This window comes from Streptomyces sp. NPDC045022 (genome assembly GCF_056432605.1).
In genome coordinates, this window is the sequence record NZ_JBWKIR010000001.1 from 628,199 (window position 1) to 652,984 (window position 24,786).

General features: G+C 69.0%; 18 protein-coding genes and 3 pseudogenes. 7 read left to right on the forward strand and 14 right to left on the reverse strand.

Translation table 11 applies throughout. The annotated features are described in order from the left end of the window. Positions 1 to 4: 4 nt before the first annotated feature. Entirely contained in the window at positions 5 to 679 is a 675-nt protein-coding gene (locus tag AC07C1_RS02785) for a helix-turn-helix domain-containing protein (RefSeq protein ID WP_478936435.1), read from the forward strand. Between the two features lie 80 nt (positions 680 to 759). On the opposite strand, the gene AC07C1_RS02790 is transcribed toward AC07C1_RS02785, so the two are convergent. Together AC07C1_RS02790 and ppdK are read right to left on the reverse strand one after the other, a co-directional pair. Beyond that, the gene (locus AC07C1_RS02790; RefSeq protein ID WP_478936436.1) at positions 760 to 1,218 is read right to left on the reverse strand and encodes a pyridoxamine 5'-phosphate oxidase family protein; all 459 of its coding nucleotides are present in this window, start codon (positions 1,216 to 1,218) and stop codon (positions 760 to 762) included. 60 nt (positions 1,219 to 1,278) lie between these two features. Then, the gene (ppdK, locus tag AC07C1_RS02795) at positions 1,279 to 3,966 is read right to left on the reverse strand and encodes a pyruvate, phosphate dikinase (protein ID WP_478936437.1); all 2,688 of its coding nucleotides are present in this window, start codon (positions 3,964 to 3,966) and stop codon (positions 1,279 to 1,281) included. 250 nt (positions 3,967 to 4,216) lie between these two features. On the opposite strand from ppdK, the gene AC07C1_RS02800 reads away from it, so the two are divergent. The 3 genes from AC07C1_RS02800 to AC07C1_RS02810 all read left to right on the forward strand — a co-directional run bounded on the left by AC07C1_RS02800 (position 4,217) and on the right by AC07C1_RS02810 (position 7,425). Beyond that, positions 4,217 to 5,935, forward strand: coding sequence for a GAF domain-containing sensor histidine kinase (locus AC07C1_RS02800; protein ID WP_478936438.1), 1,719 nt, complete (start codon positions 4,217 to 4,219; stop codon positions 5,933 to 5,935). 165 nt (positions 5,936 to 6,100) lie between these two features. Then, on the forward strand, positions 6,101 to 6,787 hold the full coding sequence (locus tag AC07C1_RS02805; protein ID WP_478936439.1) for a CBS domain-containing protein: 687 nt from the start codon (positions 6,101 to 6,103) through the stop codon (positions 6,785 to 6,787). A gap of 314 nt (positions 6,788 to 7,101) precedes the next feature. After that, positions 7,102 to 7,425 (forward strand): Rv1733c family protein, encoded by a 324-nt coding sequence (locus AC07C1_RS02810; RefSeq protein ID WP_478936440.1) that lies wholly within the window; start codon positions 7,102 to 7,104, stop codon positions 7,423 to 7,425. Between the two features lie 159 nt (positions 7,426 to 7,584). On the opposite strand, the gene AC07C1_RS02815 is transcribed toward AC07C1_RS02810, so the two are convergent. Both AC07C1_RS02815 and AC07C1_RS02820 read right to left on the reverse strand, forming a co-directional pair. Further along, complete coding sequence (locus AC07C1_RS02815; RefSeq protein ID WP_478936441.1) at positions 7,585 to 8,244, reverse strand: CBS domain-containing protein; 660 nt, start codon at positions 8,242 to 8,244, stop codon at positions 7,585 to 7,587. 44 nt (positions 8,245 to 8,288) lie between these two features. Then, positions 8,289 to 8,747, reverse strand: coding sequence for a Crp/Fnr family transcriptional regulator (locus AC07C1_RS02820; RefSeq protein ID WP_478936442.1), 459 nt, complete (start codon positions 8,745 to 8,747; stop codon positions 8,289 to 8,291). A gap of 265 nt (positions 8,748 to 9,012) precedes the next feature. Between AC07C1_RS02820 and AC07C1_RS02825 the strand changes: the two genes are divergently transcribed. Both AC07C1_RS02825 and AC07C1_RS02830 read left to right on the forward strand, forming a co-directional pair. Further along, positions 9,013 to 9,528: a hydrogenase maturation protease gene (locus AC07C1_RS02825; RefSeq protein ID WP_471508559.1), complete on the forward strand. Its 516-nt coding sequence runs from the start codon at positions 9,013 to 9,015 to the stop codon at positions 9,526 to 9,528. Positions 9,529 to 9,709: 181 nt separating this feature from the next. Beyond that, positions 9,710 to 11,146 carry an MBL fold metallo-hydrolase RNA specificity domain-containing protein gene (locus AC07C1_RS02830; protein ID WP_478936443.1) on the forward strand — a complete coding sequence of 479 codons (1,437 nt, stop codon included), beginning with the start codon at positions 9,710 to 9,712 and terminating at the stop codon, positions 11,144 to 11,146. Positions 11,147 to 11,342: 196 nt separating this feature from the next. Here the strand turns inward: AC07C1_RS02830 and AC07C1_RS02835 are convergent. The 3 genes and pseudogenes from AC07C1_RS02835 to AC07C1_RS02845 all read right to left on the reverse strand — a co-directional run bounded on the left by AC07C1_RS02835 (position 11,343) and on the right by AC07C1_RS02845 (position 17,257). After that, a pseudogene (locus AC07C1_RS02835) lies at positions 11,343 to 12,070 on the reverse strand (CBS domain-containing protein). A gap of 32 nt (positions 12,071 to 12,102) precedes the next feature. Beyond that, positions 12,103 to 14,790, reverse strand: a complete 2,688-nt coding sequence (locus AC07C1_RS02840) for a bifunctional acetate--CoA ligase family protein/GNAT family N-acetyltransferase (RefSeq protein ID WP_478936444.1) — start codon at positions 14,788 to 14,790, stop codon at positions 12,103 to 12,105. 136 nt (positions 14,791 to 14,926) lie between these two features. Then, positions 14,927 to 17,257 carry a heavy metal translocating P-type ATPase gene (locus AC07C1_RS02845; protein ID WP_478936445.1) on the reverse strand — a complete coding sequence of 777 codons (2,331 nt, stop codon included), beginning with the start codon at positions 17,255 to 17,257 and terminating at the stop codon, positions 14,927 to 14,929. 311 nt (positions 17,258 to 17,568) lie between these two features. Between AC07C1_RS02845 and AC07C1_RS02850 the strand changes: the two genes are divergently transcribed. Then, entirely contained in the window at positions 17,569 to 17,856 is a 288-nt protein-coding gene (locus tag AC07C1_RS02850) for an SHOCT domain-containing protein (protein ID WP_478936446.1), read from the forward strand. A gap of 128 nt (positions 17,857 to 17,984) precedes the next feature. On the opposite strand, the gene AC07C1_RS02855 is transcribed toward AC07C1_RS02850, so the two are convergent. The 7 genes and pseudogenes from AC07C1_RS02855 to AC07C1_RS02885 form a co-directional block, all read right to left on the reverse strand. Then, positions 17,985 to 18,131, reverse strand: coding sequence for a hypothetical protein (locus AC07C1_RS02855; RefSeq protein ID WP_478936447.1), 147 nt, complete (start codon positions 18,129 to 18,131; stop codon positions 17,985 to 17,987). 16 nt (positions 18,132 to 18,147) lie between these two features. After that, on the reverse strand, positions 18,148 to 19,665 hold the full coding sequence (locus AC07C1_RS02860; protein ID WP_478936448.1) for an AIPR family protein: 1,518 nt from the start codon (positions 19,663 to 19,665) through the stop codon (positions 18,148 to 18,150). A gap of 183 nt (positions 19,666 to 19,848) precedes the next feature. Then, positions 19,849 to 21,240, reverse strand: coding sequence for a hypothetical protein (locus AC07C1_RS02865; protein ID WP_478936594.1), 1,392 nt, complete (start codon positions 21,238 to 21,240; stop codon positions 19,849 to 19,851). Positions 21,241 to 21,321: 81 nt separating this feature from the next. Next, positions 21,322 to 21,777 (reverse strand): annotated as a pseudogene (locus AC07C1_RS02870) (TniQ family protein); the annotation flags it as partial. Beyond that, positions 21,774 to 22,280, reverse strand: a complete 507-nt coding sequence (locus AC07C1_RS02875) for a hypothetical protein (RefSeq protein ID WP_478936595.1) — start codon at positions 22,278 to 22,280, stop codon at positions 21,774 to 21,776. The pseudogene AC07C1_RS02870 and the gene AC07C1_RS02875, both read right to left, overlap by 4 nt. A gap of 936 nt (positions 22,281 to 23,216) precedes the next feature. Next, a pseudogene (locus AC07C1_RS02880) lies at positions 23,217 to 23,681 on the reverse strand (TniQ family protein); the annotation flags it as partial. Next, a complete protein-coding gene (locus tag AC07C1_RS02885; protein ID WP_478936450.1) occupies positions 23,678 to 24,703 on the reverse strand; it encodes an AAA family ATPase in 1,026 nt (341 codons plus the stop codon). The pseudogene AC07C1_RS02880 and the gene AC07C1_RS02885, both read right to left, overlap by 4 nt. Positions 24,704 to 24,786: the final 83 nt, after the last annotated feature.

Below are 24,786 nucleotides of genomic sequence, written 5' to 3' on the forward strand. Positions count from 1 at the left end.
GGCCATGACCGAACAGACGAGCGCGCATGTCGCGACGGAGGCGCCACTGGGCGACCTGGGCCGCCGCCTGGCTACCCAGCGGGCCCGACTCGGTGTGACACGAAGGCAGACGGCCGCCCGCGCCGGCATGGCCGCCGGCTACCTCCGATACCTGGAAGAACATCCCGGTGCCGCCCCCGGCTCTGGCGTGCTGCACCGGCTGGCCGAGGCGTTGGAAACCACCGTGACCGAGCTGACCGGCGGCGCGGTCGACGTGTCACCCGGACCCGGTTGCGCCGCCCGTGACCCCCGCTTCACCGAATTGAGCGCTGTCGAGTGCCAGGCACTGCTGGGGTCGCACGGAGTCGGGCGGCTCGCGGTGTCCACGAGTTCCGGGCCGGAGATCGTGCCGGTCAACTACAGCGTTGTGGATGGTGCGATCGTCTTCCGGACCGCTACCGGCGCCACGCCGGCGCTGGCCGACGGCCGCCAGGTGGCCTTCGAGGTCGACCGCATCGACGACGCGTTCAGCCAGGGCTGGAGCGTCCTGGTGCACGGCGTCGGGCGGGTGGTGCTGAACCCACGGAAGCAGCGCCGGTACGACGAGAAGGCACACAGCAAGCCATGGGCGGGCGGACACCGCGAACGGTGGATGCGAATCGACTCCGGCATGGTCACGGGACGCCGGATCACCGTGTGAGCGGCTGCTGCTCTATCCCAGCAGAGGCGGTACGAGTGGCTCGACACTCGTACCGCCTCTGCCGCGTATGTAACTGCACGTCAGCTGTCAGCCGGTTGCCGCGCCCCCGTCTCGGTGAGGAGGACACCGGTGACCAGTTCGGGGCGAATGCGCACCGCCTGGTCCATCGGTTCCATTGGCACCCAAGGTTGCAGCAGCCCACGGATACGCTCGAGTTCAACCGGGTCGGTCACCAGCTGGGCGTACCCAGTGACGACCACGCTCCAGCCGAGGTGGGTGTCCGGGTCGATGGCATCGGCCTCGTACGCGACGACGACGCCCGTGCTCTCGACTTCCTGCGCGTGAGACGTGAGCGCAGCACCCTCGTGGGTACGGATGACGATGTCCCCGTCGTCCAGGACGTGGTTGACCGGGCGGACGGTGGGCAGCGCCTGCCGGGTGAAGACGATCCTTCCCAGCGACACGCTGCCGAGCAACCGCAGCGACTCGGCGTCGTCGAGGTCGATTCGCCGATGTGCTCGCAACTCACCGGCTGCCATCACGTGCCTCCCTTCCGCTGCCAGTCGGGCCCATGCCGATGAAGGGACCGTGCACCCCCCTCACCTGCTGTCACTCGTGTCCATGTCCGCCAAGGCCGCCCGGCCCGCCTCAAGACGGGCCACCGGGACCCGGAACGGCGAGCAGGAGACATAGTCCAGGCCGACCTCATGGAAGAAGTGGATCGACTCCGGATCGCCACCGTGTTCGCCGCAGACGCCGGTCTCGAGGTCCGGGCGGGCCGCACGGCCCTCCTCGACGGCGATCCGGACCAGTCGGCCCACCCCCTCCCGGTCGAGCGTCTCGAACGGCGATGCGGCGAAGACGCCCTTGTCCAAGTAGGCCGAGAAGAACGCGGCCTCCACGTCGTCCCGGGAGAAGCCCCATGTGGTCTGGGTGAGATCGTTGGTGCCGAAGGAGAAGAACTCCGCCTCCTCGGCGATCCGGCCGGCCGTGAGCGCCGCACGGGGCAGTTCGATCATCGTGCCGACAGGACAGTGGACAGGGGTGCCGGTCTCCTCACCGACCTCGGTCAGAACGCGGACCACCTCCTCGCGGGCGAGCCGCAGTTCCTCGACGGCACCGACAAGCGGCACCATGATCTCCGCATGCGGAGAGCCACCCGCTCGCGTGCGCTCTACGACCGCTTCGGCGATCGCCCGGACCTGCATCGCGACCAGGCCAGGAACCACCAGGCCGAGCCGCACGCCACGCAGGCCGAGCATCGGGTTCTCCTCGTGCATCCGGTTCACCGCTGCCAGCAACTCCACGTGGTGCGCCTCCGGTTGTTGACCCGTGGCCTCGGCGGCGGCGATACGGACGGCCAGGTCGGTGCGGTCGGGCAGGAACTCGTGCAGCGGCGGGTCGAGCAGCCGGATGGTGACCGGAAAGCCGTCCATCGCCTCAAGGATGCCCGTGAAGTCCCGCCGCTGGAGCGGCAGCAGAGCCGCCAGCGCGCGGTCGCGGTCGGCATCCGTACGGGCGAGGATCATCGCCTCGACCAGCTTGCGCCGCTCGCCGAGGAACATGTGCTCGGTGCGGCACAGCCCGACCCCCTGTGCCCCGAACCTCCGGGCCCGGGCAGCGTCTTCGGGGGTGTCGGCGTTGGCCCGCACCTCCAAGCGCCGTACCGAGTCGGCGTGGTCCAGCGCCCGGGCCACCGCGCAGACCACGCTGTCGGCCTGCTCACCGCTCTCCAAGTAGCGCATGGTGGCCGACGCGACCAACGGGACTGCCCCGAGGAACACGTCACCGGTGGAACCGTCGACCGAGATGACGGTGCCCTCCTCGACGACAATGCCGTCACGGGCGGTGAAACGCCGTGCCTGCGCGTTGACGGTGATGTCCTGCGCCCCGCACACGCACACCTTGCCCATGCCACGGGCGACAACGGCCGCGTGGCTGGTCTTGCCGCCGCGGCCCGTCAGCACCGCCTGCGCGGCCACCATCCCGGGCAGGTCGTCGGGCGTCGTCTCCTCGCGGACGAGTACAACCTTCTCGTCGGCCGCGGCGCGCTGTACGGCCTCCGCGGAGTCGAACACGGCCGCGCCCACCGCGGCGCCCGGCGAGGCCGGCACACCGCGGGCAAGCGTCTCACCGGTGGCGGTGGTGTCGAAGCGCGGGAACATCAGCCGGGCCAGCCCGTCACCACTCACCCGCGCCAGGCCCTCGTCGGAAACAATGAGACCTTCCTGCACCAGCTCGGTGGCGATGGCGAAGGCGGCCTCGGCGGTGCGCTTGCCCACCCGGGTCTGCAGCATCCACAGCGTTCCACGCTCGATGGTGAACTCGATGTCGCACAGGTCGCGGTAATGCCGTTCCAGCGTCTGTGCGTGATCGCGCAGTTGCCGGTACGAGCGTGGGTCCAGCCGCTCCAGCTCGGCCAGCGGTACGGCGTCCCGCACGCCCGACACGACGTCCTCGCCCTGGGCGTTCGGCAGGTAGTCGCCGTACAGGCCGGGGCGCCCGGTGGCCGGGTCACGGGTGAAGGCGACGCCGCTGCCCGAGTCGGGGCCGAGGTTGCCGAACACCATGCGCTGCACGGTGACGGCCGTTCCCAGGTCGTCCGGGATGCGCTCGCGCCGCCGGTACAGCACGGCGCGTTCGGCGTTCCAGGACCGGAAGACGGCGAGGATCGCCTGCTGGAGCTGCTGGGCGGGGGACTGAGGGAAGTCGCGGCCGGTCTCGTCCCGGATCAGGCTCTTGTACGTCTCCACCAGCCATGCGAGGTCGCTCGCGTCGAGATGGAGATCGTCGGGGGCTTCGCGGGCGTCCTTCAGCAGGGTCATGGCCTCGTCGAACAGGGCCGGATCGACCCCCATCACCGTGCTGCCGTACATGTGGACGAGCCGGCGGTAGGAGTCCCAGGCGAAGCGCTCGCTGCCGGACACCTTGGCCAGGCCGAGCACGGAGTCGTCGTTGAGGCCGATGTCGAGAACCGTCTCCATCATGCCGGGCATCGAGAAGCGGGCCCCGGAGCGGACGGACACCAGCAGCGGGTCGTCCCCCTGCCCGAGCAGCCGCCCGACACCCGTCTCCAGCGCCGAAAGGTGCCGGGAGACCTCCGCGGACATGCCCTTGGGTTCCTCGCCGGTGGCCAGGAACGCGCGGCAGGCTTCAGTGGAGACGATGAATCCCGGCGGTACGGGCAGTCCCAGCCGGGTCATCTCGGCCAGGTTCGCGCCCTTGCCGCCGAGCAGGCCGGCCAGGTCGCGGCCACCGTCCTGGAAGTCGTACACATAACGGACCATGACGCCACTCCTGGGCTCCGAGGTCTTGTGCTTCCCAGCCTGGAAGAAAGTGCCGCGCCCGGGCAGGTGCCCTCCGTCCCACGACGTGGGCCGACCGGCCCTGAGTGGCGAGGATGCGGCCCGCTCCCACGTGGGGAGTCGGATTCGGGCCACTGGTACGGCCGCGCTGCCTGCGTCCGCAGAGGACGGGTAGCGTGGGCAGTGACCGCGACAGTCCGGACTCGTGTGCGAGGGGACATGGAGGAGCGGCGTGGCAGGCGCAGAAGAGCCCCGTGTACGACTGCCGCAGCTCAAACTCGACGAGCTGCTGGAGGAGCTGCAGGCCCGGATCGACGCGGCCCGCGGCACTCAGGACCGGGTGCACAGCCTGCTGGAGGCGGTGCTCTCCGTCGGCCGCGAACTGGACCTTGAACAGGCACTGCACTCCATCGTTGAGGCAGCTGCCGTGCTCGTCGACGCCGAATACGCCGCCCTCGGCGTCATCGGACCCGGCGGCAGCTCCCTCTCGGCCTTTCTCACCGTCGGAGTGACCGAGGAGCAGATCGCCGAGATCGGCTCCTTCCCCGAGGGCCACGGCATCCTCGGAGAGGTGATCCGACACCCGGAGCCGCTTCGACTGGAGAAGATCTCCCAGCACCCGGCCTCGTACGGCTTCCCGGCCCGCCATCCGCCGATGAACAGCTTTCTGGGCGTTCCCATCCGCGTCCGCGATCAGGTCTTCGGCAATCTGTACCTGACCGAAAAGCGTGGCGGGGTGCAGTTCGACGAGGAGGACGAGTCGGTGCTGTCCACGCTGGCCGTGGCGGCCGGTGTGGCGATCGACAATGCCCGGCTGTACGAGGAGTCCAGGCTGCGCGAGCGCTGGCTGCTGGCGAACGCCGAGATCACCCACAGCCTGATGTCGGGCAGCGAACGCGCCGAGGCGCTGAAACTGATTGCCGAACGGGCACGCGAGATCATGGGGTCGGCTCTGGCGGCGGTGGCGATGCCCATGGCGGCCACCGAGTCCCTCACAGTGGAGATCGCCGTGGGTGTGGACGCGGAGGCACATCGGGGGCTGGTGCTGCCCCTGTCCAAAACTCTCATGGGGCTTGCCTTCTCCGCTGCCGAGCCGGTCACCAGCGACGACGTGCAGCAGGACGAGAGGATCTCCCCAGATCCGCCGCGTTTCCATGGGCTGGGCCCCGCCGTGGCCGTCCCCATCGGCACCCGGGACGGCGGCGTGCGCGGCGTGGTGCTGGTGGCCCGCGAGACCGGCGCGCCGGTTTTCTTGGGCGAGGAGACCCAGAAACTGCAGGGCTTCGCCGCGCAGGCCGCGATCGCGATGGAACTGGCCGAGCGCCGCAAGGACGCAGAACAGATCGCCGTTCTCCAGGATCGCGACCGGATCGCCCGGGACCTGCACGACCTTGCCATCCAGCGGCTCTTCGCGACGGGCATGACGCTGCAGAGTGCGGGCCGCTTCATCGAGCATCCCGAGGCCGCCGAGCGGGTGCTGCGGGCCGTGGACGACCTGGACGAGACCATCAAGATCATCCGTTCGACCATCTTCGCGCTGCGCGCCCGTGCGAGCGCCGTCGACGCCGGGCTGCGGGCCCGGGTCGTAGACGTCGTCGGCGAGAAAACCCCGGTGCTGGGTTTCACGCCCAGCGTGCGCATCGAGGGCCTGCTCGACACCGACGTCCCGTCTCAAATCGCCGACAACATCGTGGCCGTCCTCTCCGAGGCCCTCACCAACATCGCCCGCCATGCCCATGCCGACAGGGCCCAGGTCGCCCTGACGACCGACGGCCGGGAGGTCACTCTCACGATCGCCGACAACGGTGTGGGAATCCCGCCTGACGGCCGGCACAGCGGGCTGCGCAACATCGCCGAGCGCGCGGAGCAGCTGGGCGGGCACCTCGACGTGTCCAGCCCCGACGGGGGCGGTGCCAGACTGCAGTGGCGGGTGCCCCTGCCCGGCACATAGGAGAGCGGACATTCCCCGGCACGGGGGCGGAGTCTGGCAGGTCCGCGCTGACGGACCACACGGGCAAGGGGGCCCAGGGACGGGCCACTCGGCCCATGTCCCGCGACCGCTCGTCGGCGCAGCCTGAAGGTGTCGTAGAACGGTACCCAGCCCCCGGAGGACGCCATGAAGGGCACTCCCACCGTCGTGAACGATGTGATGACCCGCAGGGGCGTCGCCCTGCGCACGGGGGCGGCCTTCAAGGACATCGTGCGGACCATGCAGGAGTGGAGGGTCAGCGCCCTCCCCGTGCTGGACGACGGTGGACGCGTCGTCGGCATCGTCTCCGAGGCCGATCTACTGCCCAAGGAGGAGTACAGCGAGGGCGACGTGGGCCGGTACGGGCAGGAGGGCCGCAAGGCGGACGCGGTGACCGCCGGTGAGCTGATGACCGCTCCAGCTGTCGCTGTGACGGCCGACGCCACCCTCGCCCGCGCCGCTCGCGTCATGGCTCGCAGGAGGGTCAAGCGACTGCCGGTGGTCGGCGCCGACGGCACTCTGCAGGGCATCGTCAGCCGGTCCGACCTGCTCAAGGTCTTCCTGCGCGACGATCCGGACATCGCCGAGGACGTCCGGTGCGAGGTCGCCGAGAGGCTCTTCGGTGCACACGCCGAAGCGATCCGGATCGAGGTGCGCGACGGTGTCGTGACTCTCACCGGCCGGGTCCACGAAACTGCTCTGATTCCGCTCGCCGCCCGCCTCGCGCGGGCTGTCGCGGGCGTGGTGGACGTGCACTGTGCGCTCAGCGGTCCGCCCCGCCATCCGGACCTCGCCCCGGACCTGCCGGACCCGCAACGGTGGGCCCCTGCCTGACGGACGCCGACCGCATGCCGAAGGAGGGGCGGCCGATGGCACGGACACCTCCTACGACCGTGGCACGAGTGCGGCTGTGGCGCTGGCGGCACAACCCGCTGAAGCGGCACAAGCGACGTCGTCGAGGCCTGGATCGTGCTTGTCACTTGGACCCTGGCTCTCCTCGGAGGAGTGCTCGCGGGCGTGGTGGCGGCGCAGGCGACGGACTCGGCGTTCGCCGCCCGGCGCGCTCAGGTGCACGCCGTGTCCGCCGTACTCACCGACGGCGCGGCGAAGGCCCCGCCCGGCGTCAGGGGGTACGAGGACGGCCGGGTGTGGGCCGCCGTGCGCTGGAGGACGCGGTCGGCAAGGTGCACATCGGCCAGGCGAAGATCTTCCCGGGCTCCCCCGTGGGCAGCAGGCTCACCGTGTGGACGGACCATACCGGCCGGATCGTCTCCCCGCCTCCCAGCGGGACAGGGGCAACGCTGCAGGTGGTTCTGACCGGCGTCCTCGTGGCTCCGCCAGCCGGTGCAACGGTCTGGGCCGGCGGCTGGCTGATCCGTACGCGGCTCCTTCGGCGGCGCCTGGCCGAGTGGGAGGAGGAGTGGGAGCAGGTCGGACCTGAGTGGCGGAAGCGGAGCGGCGGCAGAGGTTGATCGGCAACGCCGGCGGCAAGAGGCTCGGCAGCAGCACCGCCAAAGGCTCAGTCCCACGAGGGCTCGGTCTCACGCCGCAGCGAAGGCCCAGCCCCACCGTCGAGTGAGCTGGGCGGTCGGACGCGTCACCGAACGCCGATCGGGTGCGCGCTGAAGGCGTCACCCGGCGTCGGAGCCGGCGGCGGTAAGTCGGCAGTCCACGCCCACGACCCCTTCCACACCCTGGACGAGGCGCGCGGCCAGTGGAATCCGTGCAGCGTCCCCGACGCGTCCCGTCAGGGTCGCGACGCCGTCGCTGACGATGATGTGGACGGGCTCGACCGGGGTTGGGAAGAGAACGTCGACGATGTCGCGCCGGATCTCGTCCGCCAGGTCGTTGTCGGGACGCAGGAACACCTTCAGCAGATCCCCGCGACTGACGACGCCTTCGAGGACGCCCTCGGCATTCACCACGGGCAGCCGTTTGACATGCCGCAAGGCCATGATCCGTGCCGCCTCGGCGAGCGTGGCGTCTCCGTGGACGGTGACGGCCGGGGTGCTCATCAACTCCTCGGCGGACACCGCCCCGGCCTTGGCCAGGTCGGGCAGCCGGCGCAGTTGGGTGAACCGGTCCGGGTCGCTGTCCCGAAACTCCTCCTTGGGCAGCAGGTCGGCCTCGGAGACCACCCCGATCACCCGCCCGTCGCCCTCCAGCACGGGAAGGGCACTGACCTTCCACTGCTCCATGCGTTCGACGATGTCCTTGAACAGGGCCTTGCGGCCCACCGCGACGACGGCATGCGTCATCACGTCGCTCACCTGGTGCGGGCTGCTGTCCATGCTTTCCTCCCAGGGCCGTTCGGCCGGACGGAGCGTGCGCGCGGTCACAAAAGGTCACCGCTGCCGTAGGGGGCGTACAGGTCGAGCAGCCGGACCCGGGTGGCGTGCAGCCGCTGGGCGGCCACGCGTCCCACCCACACCGCTATAGCCCGGCCGAACGTGGGGTCCGCGGCGCACATCGTGCGGACCGCCTCGGCGTCGAACTCCCAGGCCCGCACCGGGGTCATCGCCTCGGCGCCCAGGTGCCAGAGATGCGGCGGGAAGTGCCAGGACCAGCCGACCAGCTCGCCGTGCCCGAGCGACTCGACGACGGCCGGTCGGCGGCCGGGCACATGCAGATCGAGGGCGACGGTTCCGGTGCGTACGATCCAGAACCGGTCGGCGTGTCGGCCCTCCTCGAACAGGCGGGTCCCGGCCTCGAAGGAGACCTCGCGGGCGAGGCGCATCAGCCTTTCGCGGTGCACGGGCTCAAGCGCCGTGCTCATGGTGGTTGCGGAGGTCATCGCACCGGCTCCCTTCATGGGGCTGTCGATCCCAGCGTGCGCGACTTCGGGAGCCGGTACCACGGGCCGCCCGGACCCGGCCGTGGGCCCTTCGGCTCATGCCGCGCGGGGTGTCGCCCGGCCGATGCCCATCCACCACCCGAACCGAGCCGGTGCCGCACACCCGAAAGGGCCGCCCTGGCCCCTTGTCGGGCCTCTTCGGCTCATGCGCCCCGACCGCCGGTCCAAGCACGCTGGACGCACTCGCAGTGGAGGGAGAACGATCATGAGCGTCTCCACGCGCATCGCCGTCATCGCGGTCGGTGACCCGTCCCGGCACGACGAGGGGGTCGGCCGGGCGGTGCTGTCCCGCCTTCGGGAGCGGGCGCTGGAGAGGCCTTTCCCGCCGGGCACCGTACTCGCGGAGTGCGACCTCGATCCGGGACGGCTGATCCGGTTGTGGGAACACACGGACCTGACCGTCGTCCTGGAGGCCGCGCATATCCGACCGGGGAACCCCGGCCGCATCCACCGCCTGGAGCTGGACGCCCGCCAACTGGACCGGCCGAACGCCATGGTTGCTCGCGGACTCGGCGAGGCCGTCGAAGTGGCCTGGGAGGTGAACCGGCTGCCTGGTCAGCTGGTGGCGTACGCCGTCGAGGCCGCCGACACCTCGCTCGGACCAGGGCTGTCTCCACCCGTCAACGCAGTGGTGGACGTCCTCGCGAGGCGAGTCGAGGACGAGATCGTCCGGCACAGGGTCGCTGCGGCGCGTGGGGCCGATGGCGTGGCCATGGCATGACTGGACGGGAAGGGCTCGTGTCCCGCTTCTCGCGGATCCCGATTGCGCGGTGCGCGGCTGCCGGCCGCTTCTCCGCGTCTCCTACGGGTCCTTCCCGCCACTACCAGCACACCACCGAGACCGCTGGCCCACCAGGGCCGATCGGCCCCGATGCGGCGGCAATCGCGAGGAGCCCGATGACATGACAACCGCCCTTCATGACTCCGCGGCCCTGCCGGCCGTACGGCCCCGGCCCGCGCTGCTCACCTTCCTCGGCGGCGTCGGCACGGTCACCGGCAGCAAGTTCCTGGTAGAGAGCGACCACGCCCGGGTCCTGGTCGACTGCGGTCTCTTCCAGGGTCTCGCCGACCTTCGCCGACGCAACTGGCGCGGCTTGCCCTGCGACGCGGGGGACATCGAGGCCGTCGCGATCACGCATGCCCACCTGGACCACTGCGGCTTCCTGCCGCGGCTGGTCCGCCACGGCTTCCGCGGCCGGGTCGTGACGACGGAGTTCAGCGCCCGCCTCATGGAGATCGTGCTGCGCGACAGCGCGAAGCTGCAGATGGAGGCCGCTCAGCACGCCAACGAGCACGGCTGGTCCAGACACCGGCCTGCGCAGCCCCTGTACGACGACTCCGACGTGGACCGCACCCTCAAACTCCTCGACCCGGTCCCGACCGGCACCGAGACCGGCCTGGCCACCGGAACCCGGCTGACGCTGCATCCCGCCGGCCACATCCTCGGCTCGGCATGGGCGCACCTCACCCTGGAGGACGGTCACACCCTCGCTGTCAGCGGCGACCTCGGCCGCCCCGGCCACCCCCTCCTGCTCCCGCCGGAGCCCTTCTCCGGCGCAGACGTGCTGCTCGTGGAGTCGACGTACGGCGACCGGAAGCACGAGCAGGAGGGGGGCCGGGCCCGGTTCGCCGGCGTGCTGAACCGGACGCTCGCCCGCGGCGGCACCGTCGTCATCCCGGCGTTCGCTCTGGACCGCACCGAGGTCGTCCTGCACGAACTGGCTCAACTGCGCCACGCGGGCCGCCTACCGGTCTCCGTTCCCGTCTACGTCGACAGCCCCATGGCACTGGCCGCCCTGGACGTCTACCGGGACGCCCTCCTGACCAGAGCCCCGGAACTCCGCCCCGAGATCACCGCGGAGGGCACTGTCGCCCTCAGCCCCGAGCCGTTCCTTGCCGTGCGCACCGTTCAGGAATCCATTGACATCAGCCGCTCCGGCGGCCCGGCGATCATTGTCTCCGCCTCGGGCATGGCCACCGGCGGCCGTGTCCTGCACCACCTGCGCCGCGTTCTGCCCGATCCACGCAACGCGGTGGTCGTGGTGGGCTTCGCCGCGCAAGGCACACGCGCCCGGGACCTCGTCGACGACGCCCGGGTGCTGAAGATGTTCGGTGAGTACGTTCCGGTCAGGGCGACGGTGGCCGACGTACCGCATTTCTCGGCGCATGCCGATGCCGGCCAGATCATCGGCTGGCTGCGCGGGGCCACAGCACCGCACACGACGTATTTGGTGCACGGCGAACCGGACGCGGCCGTAGCACTCCGCGACCGCATCGACCGCCAACTGGGATCGACGGCGGTCGTACCGCGTTCTGGGGAGCATGTGCTCGTCCGCTGAGCATGCACGCGACGGGACCCGGCCGGTCATCGGCCCGGGTCCCGTCACACGCCAGTGGAACTCTCAGTACGGCAGGTGCCGCCCCGACGGCGTCCGCAGGTCCTGAGACTCCGCGCCTGAGTTGACCGGCCCAATGGCCCCATGAGGCGGACGGCGCAGCCGCCGCACCGACCGCTCACAACCTGTCCAGGACTTCTCACAACCGGCGCAGCCAGTCGTCGGCCACCCCGTGTGCGGCCGGGCCGGCGGCCTGCCCGTGCCTGTCGTCGAAGCGGTAGGTGAGGTCGTCGACCACGTCCACGACGCCGTCGATGCGCCGAGTGATGGCGACGGAGACGGCGGCAGCTGTGGCGTTCCAGTTGCCCGGAGAGAGTGACCACACCTTCGCAGACGGCCACGTCCACGGTGTGCGGGTCGAGCCAGAGTGCGTCGACGAGCACCTCGCGCTGCACAGCCCGCCGGATCTCGTCGTCGCTGCGCAGGAAGACCTGGAGCAACTCGCGGCGGGTTGACGATGCCGACGAGCCAGTCCTCCTCGTCGACCACCGGCAGACGTTCGATGCCGTGCCGAGCCATCAGCCGGGCGGCCTCCGGCAGGCCGGCTTCGGCACGCACCGTCACCGCGGGTGCCGACATGATTCCGCGGGCCGTACGAGCCCGGCTCCGTGCGAAACTCTCGCGTGTACGACGCCGGTGCTTGCACGCCCAGACGTTGAGACGGCCGCCGGTTTCACTCGACCGCGCCTGGCGCTGCATCAGATCGGTCTCGGAGACGACCCCGATGACCTTGTCGTCCTCGTCGATCACGGGCAACCCGCTGATGCCGTGGTCACGCAAGAGTCGGACTACGTCCTTGAACGGGGTGTCGTACTGGGCGGTGACGACGTCGCCGCTCATGACGGCACCGATCTTCGTCGTCTTCATGGCCGTCCTCCTTTGCAATGGTCGTGGCCCGGTCAGCGAAGTCGGCGCAGGTACGGGTCGTGGGGCCGGCGCGGAACCAGCCGTACGCGAGCGTCGAGGGTGGTGACGCCGTGTGGCCCGGCCAGCACAGGGTTGAGGTCGGCCTCCGCCAGCTGGGGAAGGTCCGCGGCCATCCTGGAGAGGCGGTGCAGGAGTTGCTCCAGGGCGCCGAGGTCGACGGCAGGGCTGCCGGCGTAGCCGAACAGCAGGGGAGAGCAGCGTGGGGAGGTGAGCAGGTCGTGCACGTCCAGGTCGGTCAGCGGGGCGAGCCGGGCGGCGTGGTCGGCGAGCAGTTCGGTCGCCGTACCGCCGAGGCCGAACACCACGAGGGGTCCGAAAACCTCGTCCTGGACGACTCCGGCGAACAGTTCGGTGCCGCGCTCGGCGAGCGGCTGGACGACCACTCCGGTCATCCGGTCGCCGAATCGGGTGACCAGATCGCGGTGGGCGGCCCTGACCTGTGAGGCGTTCTGCAGGTCGAGGTGGAGGGCGTGTTGCTCGCTCTTGTGGACCAGACCCGGCCAGTAGGCCTTCATGACCACGCGTCCGTCCGGTCCGGCGAGCCGTTCGGCCGCTGCGACCGCCTCATCCTCGTCCCGGGCCCATACCCAAGGGATCTGTCGGATGCCGTAGCAGCCCAGGAGCACGGCCGTGGTCTGAGGGTCGAGCCAGCCGCCCTCCGGATGGGCCTCCAGGTAGGCGGTGGCCAGGTCCTTCGCGCGTACGGTTTCCACGTCCGGCAACTGCGGTACACCGCCCGGCTGTCGGGCAAGCCAGTCGGCGCGCGTTGCGGCGTGGGCCAAGGCGTGGGCGGCGTCCTCGCCGTCGGAGTACGCGGGCAAGGTGCCCCTGCCGACGGTAGGCAGCAGCTCGACGCGGGCCGCTTGCGCGGGGAGCACCGCGACGACGGGGCGGGCGAGCGGGCCAGGGGCCGAGGTCAGAGCGCGTACCAGGTCTTCTCCGGTGGCCGTGGCGACCGCCGTGGGGACCAGGCTCACGAGGACGGAGTCGACAGCGCCGTGCCGGGCCAAAAGGCTGATGCATGCCTGTAGTTGCTCCTCGCCGACGGCCGCAGTGACGTCCACGGGGTTGGTCGCGGTGGCGCCGTCGGGCAGCAGGGCGAGGAGTTCGTCCACCAGGTCGGCGGCGACTGGCGGGATCACCAGTCCGGCGTCCACGCACGCGTCGGCGGCCAGGACACCGGCCCCGCCCGCGTTGCTGACGACGGCGACCTTCGTACCGTGGGGCAGCGGCTGGGCATGCACCAGGGCGGCGGTGTCCAGGAGTTCACCGATCGTGCGGGTGGCGGTGATGCCGGCCTGGGTGAACAGGGCCTGCCGGGTCATGGTCGGGGTGGCCGCCGCCGCGGTGTGCGAGGCTGCGGCCCGCCGCCCGGCCTCGGAGCGGCCGGCGTCCACGGTCAGCACGGGCATGGTCCGGGCTACCCGGCGGGCGGTGCGCGAGAAGGCGCGGGGGTTGCCGAAGGACTCCAGGTGCAGCAGCGCCAGGTCGGTGTGCCCGTCGCTCTCCCACCACTGGAGCATGTCGTTGCCGCTGACGTCGTACTTGTCGCCGAGCGAGACGAAGGTCGACACCCCGATGCCCAGCCGGGCCAGCCCATCCAGCAGCGCGATGCCGACACCGCCGGACTGCACGGCCACCCCGGCGGTGCCTGGTCCGGGGTGCCGGGCGGCGAAGGTGGCGTCCAAGTGGACGTCGTCCTCGGTGTTGGCCAGGCCCAGGCAGTTCGGGCCGACGAGCCGCATGCCGTGGCGTCGGCACGCGTCCATCAGTGCGCTGCTCTCGTGTGTGTCCAGGCCCGCGGACACCACGAGCAGGGCGCGCACGCCGATCCTCCCGCACTCTTCGGCCACCTGGGAAACGGATGCGGCCGGTAGGGCGATCACGGCCAGCTCGGGCACCTGCGGCAGGTCGGCGACGGACCGGCAGGCGTGCACCCCGGCAATCGCGGCGGCCTCCGGATGCACGGCGAACAGCCGCCCGGTGTAGGAACCGTTCTGAATGTTCCGCAGGATGGCGCGCCCGACCGACCCTGGCCTGCGGCCCGCGCCGATCACGGCGACCGTCCGGGGCCGCAGCAGCGGCTGCAAACTGATGACGTCGGCCAACCGACCCCGGGCTTCGACCGCGCTCAAGTAGGTCTCGTCCTCCGTGAGTTCGACCGAGCAGTGCACCTCAGGCCCGTCGAAGTGGCGCGTGACGCGCAGCCCCAGGTCGTGGAAGACCTTCAGCACGTCGTGGTTCTCGGCCAGGGCGTCGGCGCTGAACGCGGTGATGCCCGCCGTACGCGCGGCGTCCGCGAGGTGTTCCAGCAGGAGGGTTGCCACACCACGGTGATGCCAGCCGTCGGCTACGGCCACCGAGATCTCCGCCGTGCTGTCGCCCGGCAGCACCTCGTACTCGGCCAGCCCCACTAGCCGCCCGTCGTACTCAGCGGCCAGCGCGCGGTACCCGGGGCGGCCGCCCTTGGCCACCCGCTCGGCGGCCTGCCGGGCGGAGGACGGGCTGACGGAGAAGAACCGCAACCGCAGGTTCTGTGGTGACATCGCCTCGTACAGCTGCTGCACCTGTGCATGATCAGCCGGACCCGCCTGCCGTATGCGGACTGTGGTTCCGTCGGCCAGCAGGGCATGCACCGGGGCTTCCTGGATGCCGGTCATCACGAACTCTCCCTCCGGAGGATCCCGCGTTCAGCGTCCGGCGGCGGGGGCCCGGTGGCACAGGGGCTGACCGGGCACCGCGCGGGCCGAATGGCCCTCCGGTGCGGAGCGCTCCGGCACAAACCCTTGCCGGATCTCACTGGGCCAGCGAGAAATAGCTCTCCTCCTCCTGCGTGAAGTGCAAGCGAAGGACGGTGTGCAGCCCGTACAGGCAGGAACGCAGGTCGTCGAGCTGGCCAGGGGACAGGCCGCCTTCGGCGCGGGCCAGCTGCAGGTGGGTGGCGATGCGGCGGGAGAGGCGTTCGATCTCGGTGTGGGCCCGGCTCATGGTGGCCGTGGCCTCCGGGCCACCGAGCGCGGGGGCGATGGCGGGGTAGAGCTCGTGCTCCTCGGCGTACTCGTGAGGCAGCAGCCGATCGGTGAGCAGCCGGTGCGCCTCCTCGACGGCCGCCAGAGCCTGTGGGCCGGGGCGGTCGGAGAGGCGGTCGGCCGCGCTGTGCACCGCTTCGAGCACATCCTGGAGGTCGTTGTGTTCCGAGGCGAAGCGTTGGATGAGCGCCTCGGCGGCGGGGGCCAGCGCCGGCCGTGTGGCCTGATCCGTGCGCCGCGCGCGCAGGGCGTTCAGGATGACCGCCACGTCGATGGCCTCCTGGAGGAGGGCGCCGCCGGCGGGTGGTAGGAGGCCGAAGGCGGCGGCGGCCATCGCGGCCAAGGACATCGCCATTCCGCCCAGAGCACTCTGCACAGCGATCCGCCGGGCCCGTACGGCGATGAAGACGGCGTCGACGAGCCGGTCCACGCGATCGGTGGTCAGCACGATGTCGGCAGCCTCCGAGGAGGCGGTGGAACCGCGGGCCCCCATCGCCACACCGATGTCCGCGGCGGCCAGCGCCGGCGCGTCGTTCACGCCGTCGCCCACCATGACGGTGACCGCGCGTTCTCGTTCGGCCCGTACGACGGCGACCTTGCCAGCGGGGTCGAGCCCGGAGCGGACGTCGTCCAGGCCGAGGACGGCGCCCACCTCGGCTGCCGGCTCCGCGCGGTCGCCCGTCAGCATCATCAGCCGCTCGATGCCCGCGGCCCGCAGGTGGCGCAGGGTGCGCGGGGCGTCGGGGCGGAGGGGATCCCGGAGCAGCACCGCACCTACCGAACATGCGTCGACGGTCAGCCAGGCGACGGCCGCGCCGTCGAGAAGCGCCCGGTTGTCCACCGCCCTCGCCCAGGCCGGGCGGGCGCCGGACGCGTCGATGCGGCCGACGGACACCCGGTGCCCGTCCACGGTGCCTGAAGCACCTCGGCCGGGTTCCTCCGTGACGTCGGACGGCACCGACAGGACCAGCTTCCGCTCCTGCGCGGCGCCGACGATCGCCTCGGCCAGAACATGAGGGGAGTACTGGTCCAGCGACGCGGCCTGCCTCAGCACCTCCGCAGCCTGCCACCCCGGTGCGGCGACCACGTCCAGGACGCGAGGGCGGCCGCGGGTGAGGGTGCCGGTCTTGTCGAGCAGCAGGGTGCGGGCCCGGCCCAGGTTCTCCAGGGCGCCACCGTCGCGCATGACGACTCCCAGGCGTGAGGCGCGGGAGATTCCGGAGACGATGGCCACCGGAGCGGCCAGCAGCAGCGGACAGGGGGTGGCGACCACCAGCACCGCGACCGCTCGGACCGCCGAGCCACTGAGCAGCCATGCCAGTCCCGCCACCGTGAGGGTGAGGGGCAGGAACCAGGCCGCGTAGCGGTCGGCCAGCCGGACCACGGGTGCGGACTCGGCCCCGGCCTGCCTGGCCAGACGCACGATTCCGGCGTAGGTACTGTCCTGCTCGGCTGCCGTGGCCCGCAGCTCGAAGGCGTGGCCGGCGTTGACCACCCCGCTGCGGACCGTGTCACCCGCCGCCCGTTCGACGTGCAGGGACTCGCCGGTGAGCACGGACTCGTCGAGGCTGGCCACGGCGCCCTCTACCCGCCCGTCGACCGGGACGACCTCGCCAGGGCCTACGACGAGCAGGTCCCCTACGGCGACTTCGGCCAGCGGAACCGTGGCGACGCCGGCCGCTGTGCGGCGGCGCGCCGAGCGGGGCGCACGCTCCAGCAGCGCACGCAGATCGTGCGAGGCGCGCCGCTGGGCTGCCGCCTCCAGGGTGCGACCGGTGGCCAGCATCAGCGCGATCAGCGCACCGGCCAGGTATTCATGGACGGCGAGGGTGCCACCGAGAGCGAGAACCGCGATCAGGTCGACGCCAGCACGGCCGTGACGAAGTGCGGTGAGCACCCAGCCCACCGCCGGTAGGACCGCGGCCAAGGTGCCCAGACCCCACATGAGGTCGGCGAGGCCCTCGTCACCGGCGAGCCAGGCAGCACCCCCTGCAGTCAAGGCCGCCGCCGTGACGGCCAGAAGGGCGGGCTCCAGCCATTCCGAGGCGACGGCCACGGTCAGGGAGCGCAGCCGTGTGATGAAGGCGGAGCGGTTCATGGCCACCTCTGTCCGTCCGGCATTGCTGCATGAAGCCTGATCCCCGTCCATCACATCCCGGCGCGCTGGCCCCGCGACAGGGGACGAGTGGCCCTGCCACCAGGGCCATACCAACCCTGTTCGCGCTATCGCGGTCGTCCGCTGCGACACGCCCCGAGCACCCTCGATGCGATGAGGTCCCATCGGCCCCTCGCGTTGGCCTCACCGACCCATGACATGCTCTGTGACCCGAGTGAACCTAAGGAGCGGGCACTCCAAAGCAGCAGGCACCGGGCGTATTGCTCCCGGCGTCCGAAGGGGATGAGCCACCAATGTTCTGGTACGACCACGACGTCGGCGGATGGGGCTGGTTCGCCATGTCAGCAGGCATGATCTTCTTTTGGGCGGTGATCATCGCCTTGGGCGTCCTTCTGTACCGCGCTTTGACGAGGCCAGGAGGGAGCAGCGACCATGCCGACACCCGGCCGCTCGACCCCACCCCTGAGCAGATCCTTGCCGAACGCTTCGCCCGAGGCGAGATCGACGAGGACGAGTACCACCGCCGCCTGACCGTCCTGGCGAAAACCACTGGCGACGTTCCTCAGCCCGGTCGGCACTGATCGGGAGGTGACAGCCGTGGACGAGAGGCTTTCCGCGGGTGCCGTGATGAACGGGGCGTTGTACGCGATCAGTGAAACGAGCCTGAAGGTAGACAGCCATACTCCCGTAGGGCATCACGATCAGCTATTCAGCCTTCGATGTGATACCGACCTTGAGACACGACCGCCTGGCGGATCTTGGTGGTGAAGTCGGCGGTACGGGCGATGCGGTCGACTCCACCAGCCTTGCTGCGACGCAAGACACCTTTGAAACTCTGCTCGAGAGTGCCCGTCATGCGGGACATGAGGTCGTCACTCAGGTGATCGAGATCGATGCTCAGAAGGTCCCGTGGCGTGGGCTGCCGTAGCCGTGTGAGGGTGTACGCCGACATTGCGGCGAGTGGGTGGAGCCAGTTCTCCACAGAGTCGCCCAGTAGGGGCCGGTCTTCGGCGTACCGGGTCAGGAAGGTTCGCAGTCGGGTATGGACGTCGAGGCTGAGACGGTAGATGTCCAGGTCGTGGCGTGGCGAGAAGATCCGGGCGTAGTGCTGGTCGTCGAGGAGCAGAGCGTCCGAGTGCCGTAGCGCGGTGTGTGGCTCGCGCAGGACGAAAGCGGTGAACTCGCGTGGCACGGCGCTCGTAGTAGTAACCGCCCGCATGGTTGAGGCTTTCCTCGATGTCCTTCTGGATGGATTCGGTTGCTCGCAGGGCGCCGGCCGGCAGCCGGGTCTGGCTGTTGGTCGCCCGGATGATGCGATCACGAGCGGTGCCTGACTCAGGCGCCACCACGATTTTGACCAGGAGGGACCGGTCGCGGTGGTGGCCGCCGTTCTGGAAGTAGCTGTAGATCTCATGGCTGGTTTGCAGCCCGTTGACGATCTGCGGGTCCTTGACGACGATCTTCTTGCCGGCGATCTGGGCGGCGTCGCCCACGACGGTGACACCGTTGTTGAACCACCAGAAGTCCTCGCCCGTGGCGGACTTGAGTGTCTCGCCGATGGCGTTGTTCACCGACGTGGACCCCGCGTAGTCGCGGACGTTCGACTCGAACAGCTCCAGCCGCAGTGCCTCGTTCTCGGAGGTGATGAAACGGTAGTACTCGTCAAGCCGCGCCAGACACACGTACCCCTCCCCGAGGGACGTGCTCATCGGGGTCTCGGTGAACACCAACTGTGCGACCGCTTTGGCCCCACGAGCGGTCCGTTCCCGCAAATCAGCGGCATTGAGGTACTCCAGATCTGCGCTGGTGTCGGAGGTGATCTTCGAAAGCTCTCTCCGGAGTCGGTCTCCCTTCGCCTTGACGTTCGGGTGAGGGGTCTCAGCCGACTTGTTGGCGTAGATCACCTTGATGCGAACCTGCGGGAACGAGGACGCCAACTCCTCGAGGATGTGCAGGAAGCGCCTCGTGCGTTCAAGCAGTTTGGCGTTGGTATGGGCGACCAGGTCGTCTTCGTCCCTGCTCATGTCCAAGAGGGTGGGCAGGTGGAAGTGCAGCTTCTCGATCACGGACTCCTGGTAGCCCGACGAGTTCTTCGCCTGCAGGATCACCAACTCGATCTTGCTCGCGCGCGAGGAGAGGAACTGATGCCCGTCGGCGGTGATGTAGCGCTCGTCCACGAAGGTCCAGATGCCGTCGATGCCGCAGTCGTGCGCCCCATCGACGATGCCGTCCAAGATCTCGTCGTTGTCGAGGTCCCAGTCCTGCAAGGCCTTGTCGGCGGAGAAGAAGGTGAAGAAGTCGTCCCTGCTCTTGTCCGGCGCCAGCTTGCGGTGCTGGTCCTCCAGGATGCGGTCGAGCAGCCGCTGATCATTGTTCTGCACAGACGTCACGCGAGACCCCCACCAAGCCCTCGGACCGAGACAAATAGATGTTGGCAGGCTGATGAGACGGTGAACACCCTGCGTGCAGCAGGGCTTTGCTGGAACCGAAGCGGGTGTTCGACGTGGCAGCTGGTGTGCCGGAGGCGAGTGCCGTCGACGCCTCTCAGGGTCGCCAAAGCGCGGAGGGTCCGTTCACCCTGTGATCTCGCTTCCCGCGAGTCTGCTGGAGGTGGATGCTGCCGAAGTCCCTTGCTGGTCGGAGATAGCGGCCAGACGAACTGCGTAGGCTTCGAGACGGCACAGCAGTTCCAGTTTGGCGCCCTTGCGATTTGCTGGTGTACGGAGCTGGCTGATCGATGCGACGAGTCGATGAGTGCTTTGGCCAGACTGGCGTAGGGCACTCAGCACGGGGCTGTGAAGATGATCGCCTTGAGTCACCTGCGCCCAGATGAGGGCGGTCGCGGTCTCCTCGTTGGGCGAGTTGATCCCTCGTCGGAAGCGGCTGAGGCCGTGGCACAGCTGAGCCCAGTCAGTGTCCGACAACCGCCATGGTTCGAGGAGCGCACGGCGACTCCGATAGTCGACGCGATCAGAGCTGGCATCCAACTGGCGGGCGAGGCTCTCCATCGCCTCATCGAAGGCGGGCCAGAGGTTGCTCTCGGTAAGTGCATTCTTGACCACCCTGAGGGACTGCTGAGCAGTTCGCCACGGGATTTGAAGCTTCTTCGCGCACTCCGGCCAGGTGCCGCCGGCACTCATCTCCGCCAGCTTGAGTGAGGCGACCCGACGCAGATGCCGCACCTTCCCATCGCTGGGATGTTCCGACAAGGACAGCAGGTCGCTGAAGTGTTCGTGTAGCCACGTCTCCGGAAGGAGAGCCGGCACGTGCTGGATCCCGAAACGACACCGTCGCGAAGGAACCTGCTGTTTTGCCTGGCGGCGGCCACCGGCCCGATAGAAACCGTCGGACCGGCAAGCGAGGGCTCGCGCCAGGTCAGGGGAGACATCCATTCGCCGCAACGCCGCGCCGATATTTGCGGCACTGCGGCCGTAAGCGGCGGCAGCGAGCGGTTGGACACGATCGACCAGGCCGGAAGCCCCGTGATCTTCGCCGACGAGTAGGGCATGCGCGGCAACCAGCAGCGCGGCGCACTCCGCAGGATCCTCGGGTGCGGGCCAAGTGCTGCCGGCGCGCTGCCCGGGTGCGTATCGGTGGCGTTGGACGGCGGCGGAGACCAGGTGGTGGTCGATCAGGTCGGCCAGCGGCCCGGAGGGCGCGAAGCAGGTACCGTCGGGCCAGCTGAGTCGAATGAGATGCGCGGCGACGATGAGATCCGGGAAGAAGCAGCGGTCCAGAGGATCCGGATGTGAATGCGACGCATCGCGGTGAAGTGTCAGGTGCTGATCGATACGGTGTTGCAGGGCCAGCAGTGTAAGAAGATCGGAGTCCGTCACTGCGGTAGCCCGAAAGCCCTGGTCAAAGCGCGCCGAGCACAGGGAAGCTCGCGGGCCCTGCCCTCCGAGTGCGGGCGGAGCAAGGTGCCGGCACTGGGCGGGGTGCAGTCCGCTGACGGTGCGCTGCATGATCAGCCCTTGGCGCTCGGTAGTCGCGGGCTGGTTGGGCAGGCCACGGCAGCGCGGGCAGGTGTGGACGAGCAGGCACCGGTGCGTGGTGCACGCGAAGGACACCGGAAGGTGCCAACGCAGCTTCCACGGACCTCCGTAGAGGCGTTGAACTGTACTTTCGTCTCCAGAGAGGCAGGCGGGGCAGTAGCGGCTGGCGAGGTTTGCCGCCCACGAATTTCGAGCAGCGGTGGCATTGCGGTTGCCATCGAGCCGAACGGAGGCCAGTGGAGGGTATGAGTCGGCGAGAGAGGAGAGGGTCAGGGCGTGGGCCTCATCTATGTTCAGACGGGTGACGCGTGCGAACTCCTCGGCACGGCTCGTGGGCAAGGCCAAGAGGTACTCTGCTGGCAGACGGTTCTGACGGTGACTGAGACCGCACAGCTCTGCGATTCTGGCCGGTGAACGCTCCAGGCGACAGGCCAGTCGGAGTACGAGCCCGGGCAAGGACTCCTCGGGCAGCGGTGTGAGGCCACGTGCCAGTGGGCGTACGGTCATCGGATGGGAACGCACTGGTAGGCGCTGTTGAACAGGGCGTCAGCTGTTGTCGGCATGTCAGCATGCAGGGCTCCTCGATCGCAGGCTTGGCTTAGCCGATCTGCATAGAGCTTCAGCCGCCGAGACAGCGCCACAAAGCTCGGTCGCTGACGGCGGATAATGCTTCCGATCTCGTCGGTGATTCGGTCGGGCACCTGACACATGGAGCGTCGCCGGGTCACGGTCGGGCTGTGAAGGTAACTGGCCTCGTTGGCCCAACTCCAGATGATGGCCTCGCCGACGCACGGATCGCCTGAGGCGCCACGCTCTTCAAGCCCGCTGATGTCCGCACAAATCCGCATCCACTGACCATGCGAAAGACGCCAGTTTGAGGTTAAGCGGCGGCGATTGGAGTAGTCGACTCGGCGATCCTGGTTGTGCAGCAGCAACGCGACATCATCGATGGCTGACTCGAAGACGGGCCACAAGCCGGCGTCGGTCATCTGCTGGCCCAACACGTTCATCGTCCGCATTGCGCTTCTCTCTGGGATCCCCAAGGCAGGAGCGCATGCGCGCCAGCCTTGCCCAGTGACCAATTCGGCGAGCCGAAGTGAACCGGCCCACCTGAGGTGACGCTCGAAGCGCCCCGTGATCTCGGTGAAATGCTGGGTTAACGGTCGGAGATGGGTTTCGTACCAGTCTCTGAGGAGTAGTGGTGGAATCTCCTCAACGCGGTAACCATACAAACAAGGGGTCGTCCTAAGGGCGCATCTTTTCTGGACTCCGTAGACGCGCGGAGCGGTAGCTCGAAGCAGTACCGCGGAGGCATCGCTCTTGCGGAACAATTTGTTCCCGGTCGAGGTGGACCGCCGGTAGACCGCTCGGGCCAGGGGTTCGACTCGCTCCCGTAGGGAGGCCAAGTCCCGGTCACCGAGTGCCGTTGCTGCGGCAAGAAGGAGGGCCGCAGAGCAAGCGGCACGGTGCGGCGCGCTGCGTTGTGCTTGCAGGGCTTCCGAGGAGTGCGAAGGCGGAGCGGCGCATTGATCGACGAGATCCATCAGAGGGGACGAGGGCAGCAGTGACGCGCCGAGTGGCCAGCTCAGTGTGATCAGCTTTGCTGTGAGAACCAGGTCGGAAAAGTAGGTATCCTGCCCGTCGCCGCTGTACTCCTTGTTCGGCGTGTCCGGCGCCAGTCGGTGGTCCAAGCGCTCCTGCAGCCGGAGGGTTCGAGCCAAGTCCTCCGCAGAGAGGGCGGCGGTCGGAGTCCTCGGGGTGTCCAGTCGAGCGGCGCAAGGTGTGGCAGGGCCGTGGTGGCGACGAGCCACACCGAGTGCCTGGCTTCGGCACTGTGCCGGATGCAATCCGCTGACATGTGGTGATTGGAAGAGGACGTAGCGTCTGACGACCCGCCCACTCAGTGGTTGCGCGCAATGCGGACAGGTATGTTCAAGGAGGCATTGATGCTTTGTGCAGGCGAATACGACAGGAAGGTGCCAACGGAGCTGCCAAGCGCCACCGAAGGCATCTTGAACCGGACTGGCATCTCCCTTCAGGCAATCGGGACAGTACCGACTCACGGGATTCACGGCCCAGTCAATGTTCGACTTGCTTCTCGTGCGGTCGCCACCGGCACGCAGTTTGGCCAGTGGCGAATAGGCGCGGGCGATTGCCTCGAGCGTCAAGGCGTGTGTCTCGGGCACTGTCAACTGTGCGGCCGTCGCGAGGCGCTGGGCTACATCTGGGCTGAGTCCGCGCAATTGATCCTGCGGGACGCCATCGCTTCGGCACTCCAGACCGCATAGGGTCGCCACACGGTGAGGCGTGATGTCCAGCCGGTAGGCCAGCCTGAGGATAAATCCGCTCAAGGACTCGCCCGGCAATGGATCAAGGCTACGCGCGAGGGGACGATGCGCCGTCGCCGTCATCCAGCAGACTCCGCTGGACCGGAGTCGTCGAAGACGCTGTTCCTGCCCTTCGCTCTCTTCTTGGGAGGATTCTGGATCGGAGGAATCGTCGGCTGCTCACCGGATTCTGCGTCGAGGTCGGGCAGGTCCGTAGGGCTGACCCGGCAGCGGTTCAGCAGCCCCGTGTCCAGCCGCTCACAGCCGTCCTCGATGGCGAGCCGGCATCCACGCTGGATGAGCTTCTCCAGCAGTCCGACCACTCCGTTGGTTCGGCCGAAGAGGTATTCCGGCATGGCACCACCGCTCAGCATGCCCGAGGTATCGGTCAGAAGCCTCAAGCTCTGTTCCAGAGCTGCAAGGTGGTCGACCCAGGCATTGACCTGTGCGGGGGAATCGTAGCTGAAGGCTTCCAGTTCGATCATCTCGAAGCGCCGCTCGTGTTGCGTTGCTGCCTCCGGGTTGGGGCTGCGCCCACGGTCCCTGACCGGCGGGATGATCCATTGCTTACGGACAGGGTCGAAGCGGCCGCGACGTAGCAGTCCGGAGACGGGGATGCCGACCCCCACGAGGATCAGGGTGACGGACATGCTCATCACCTCCAACAGCAGGTCCAGGACATCCTGGTCGCTTTCGCGGTGCAGCTTGAGCCGAGTGATGTCGTCGATCACGAGGGCCTTTGTGGCATGTGCGGAGATAGCGGCGTTGACGGTGCGGATCAGGTCCTCCTGCCGCATGTTCTTGTAGTCCTCGCCGTAGAAGTCGAGGATGCGCTGGCAGGTGGACACAGGAGTGGCCTTCACAGGACACCGGACGTACGCGACCGGAGCCAGCAGGTCCCTGGTCCCGGCCATGGCCTCTGGGTTCATGTACTCGTTCACCTCCAGCCATTCAGCCTCGAACGCCGCCAGGGCTTCGCACACGGTTTCCGTCTTTCCTTGCGCACCGCCCCCGTTGACCATGACACCCGTGCGGATGCCGGCTTTGTGACTGTAGGCACCGTCCTCGATCCGAGCCTTCACCAACCACGCCACCGCATCGCTCATCGGAGTGCTGAGAACCGGCAGACTGCTGTGAGTGGCCAGACGGTGGAGGTCGTGAATCCGGCGCCGGCGGGGAGACATGTTCG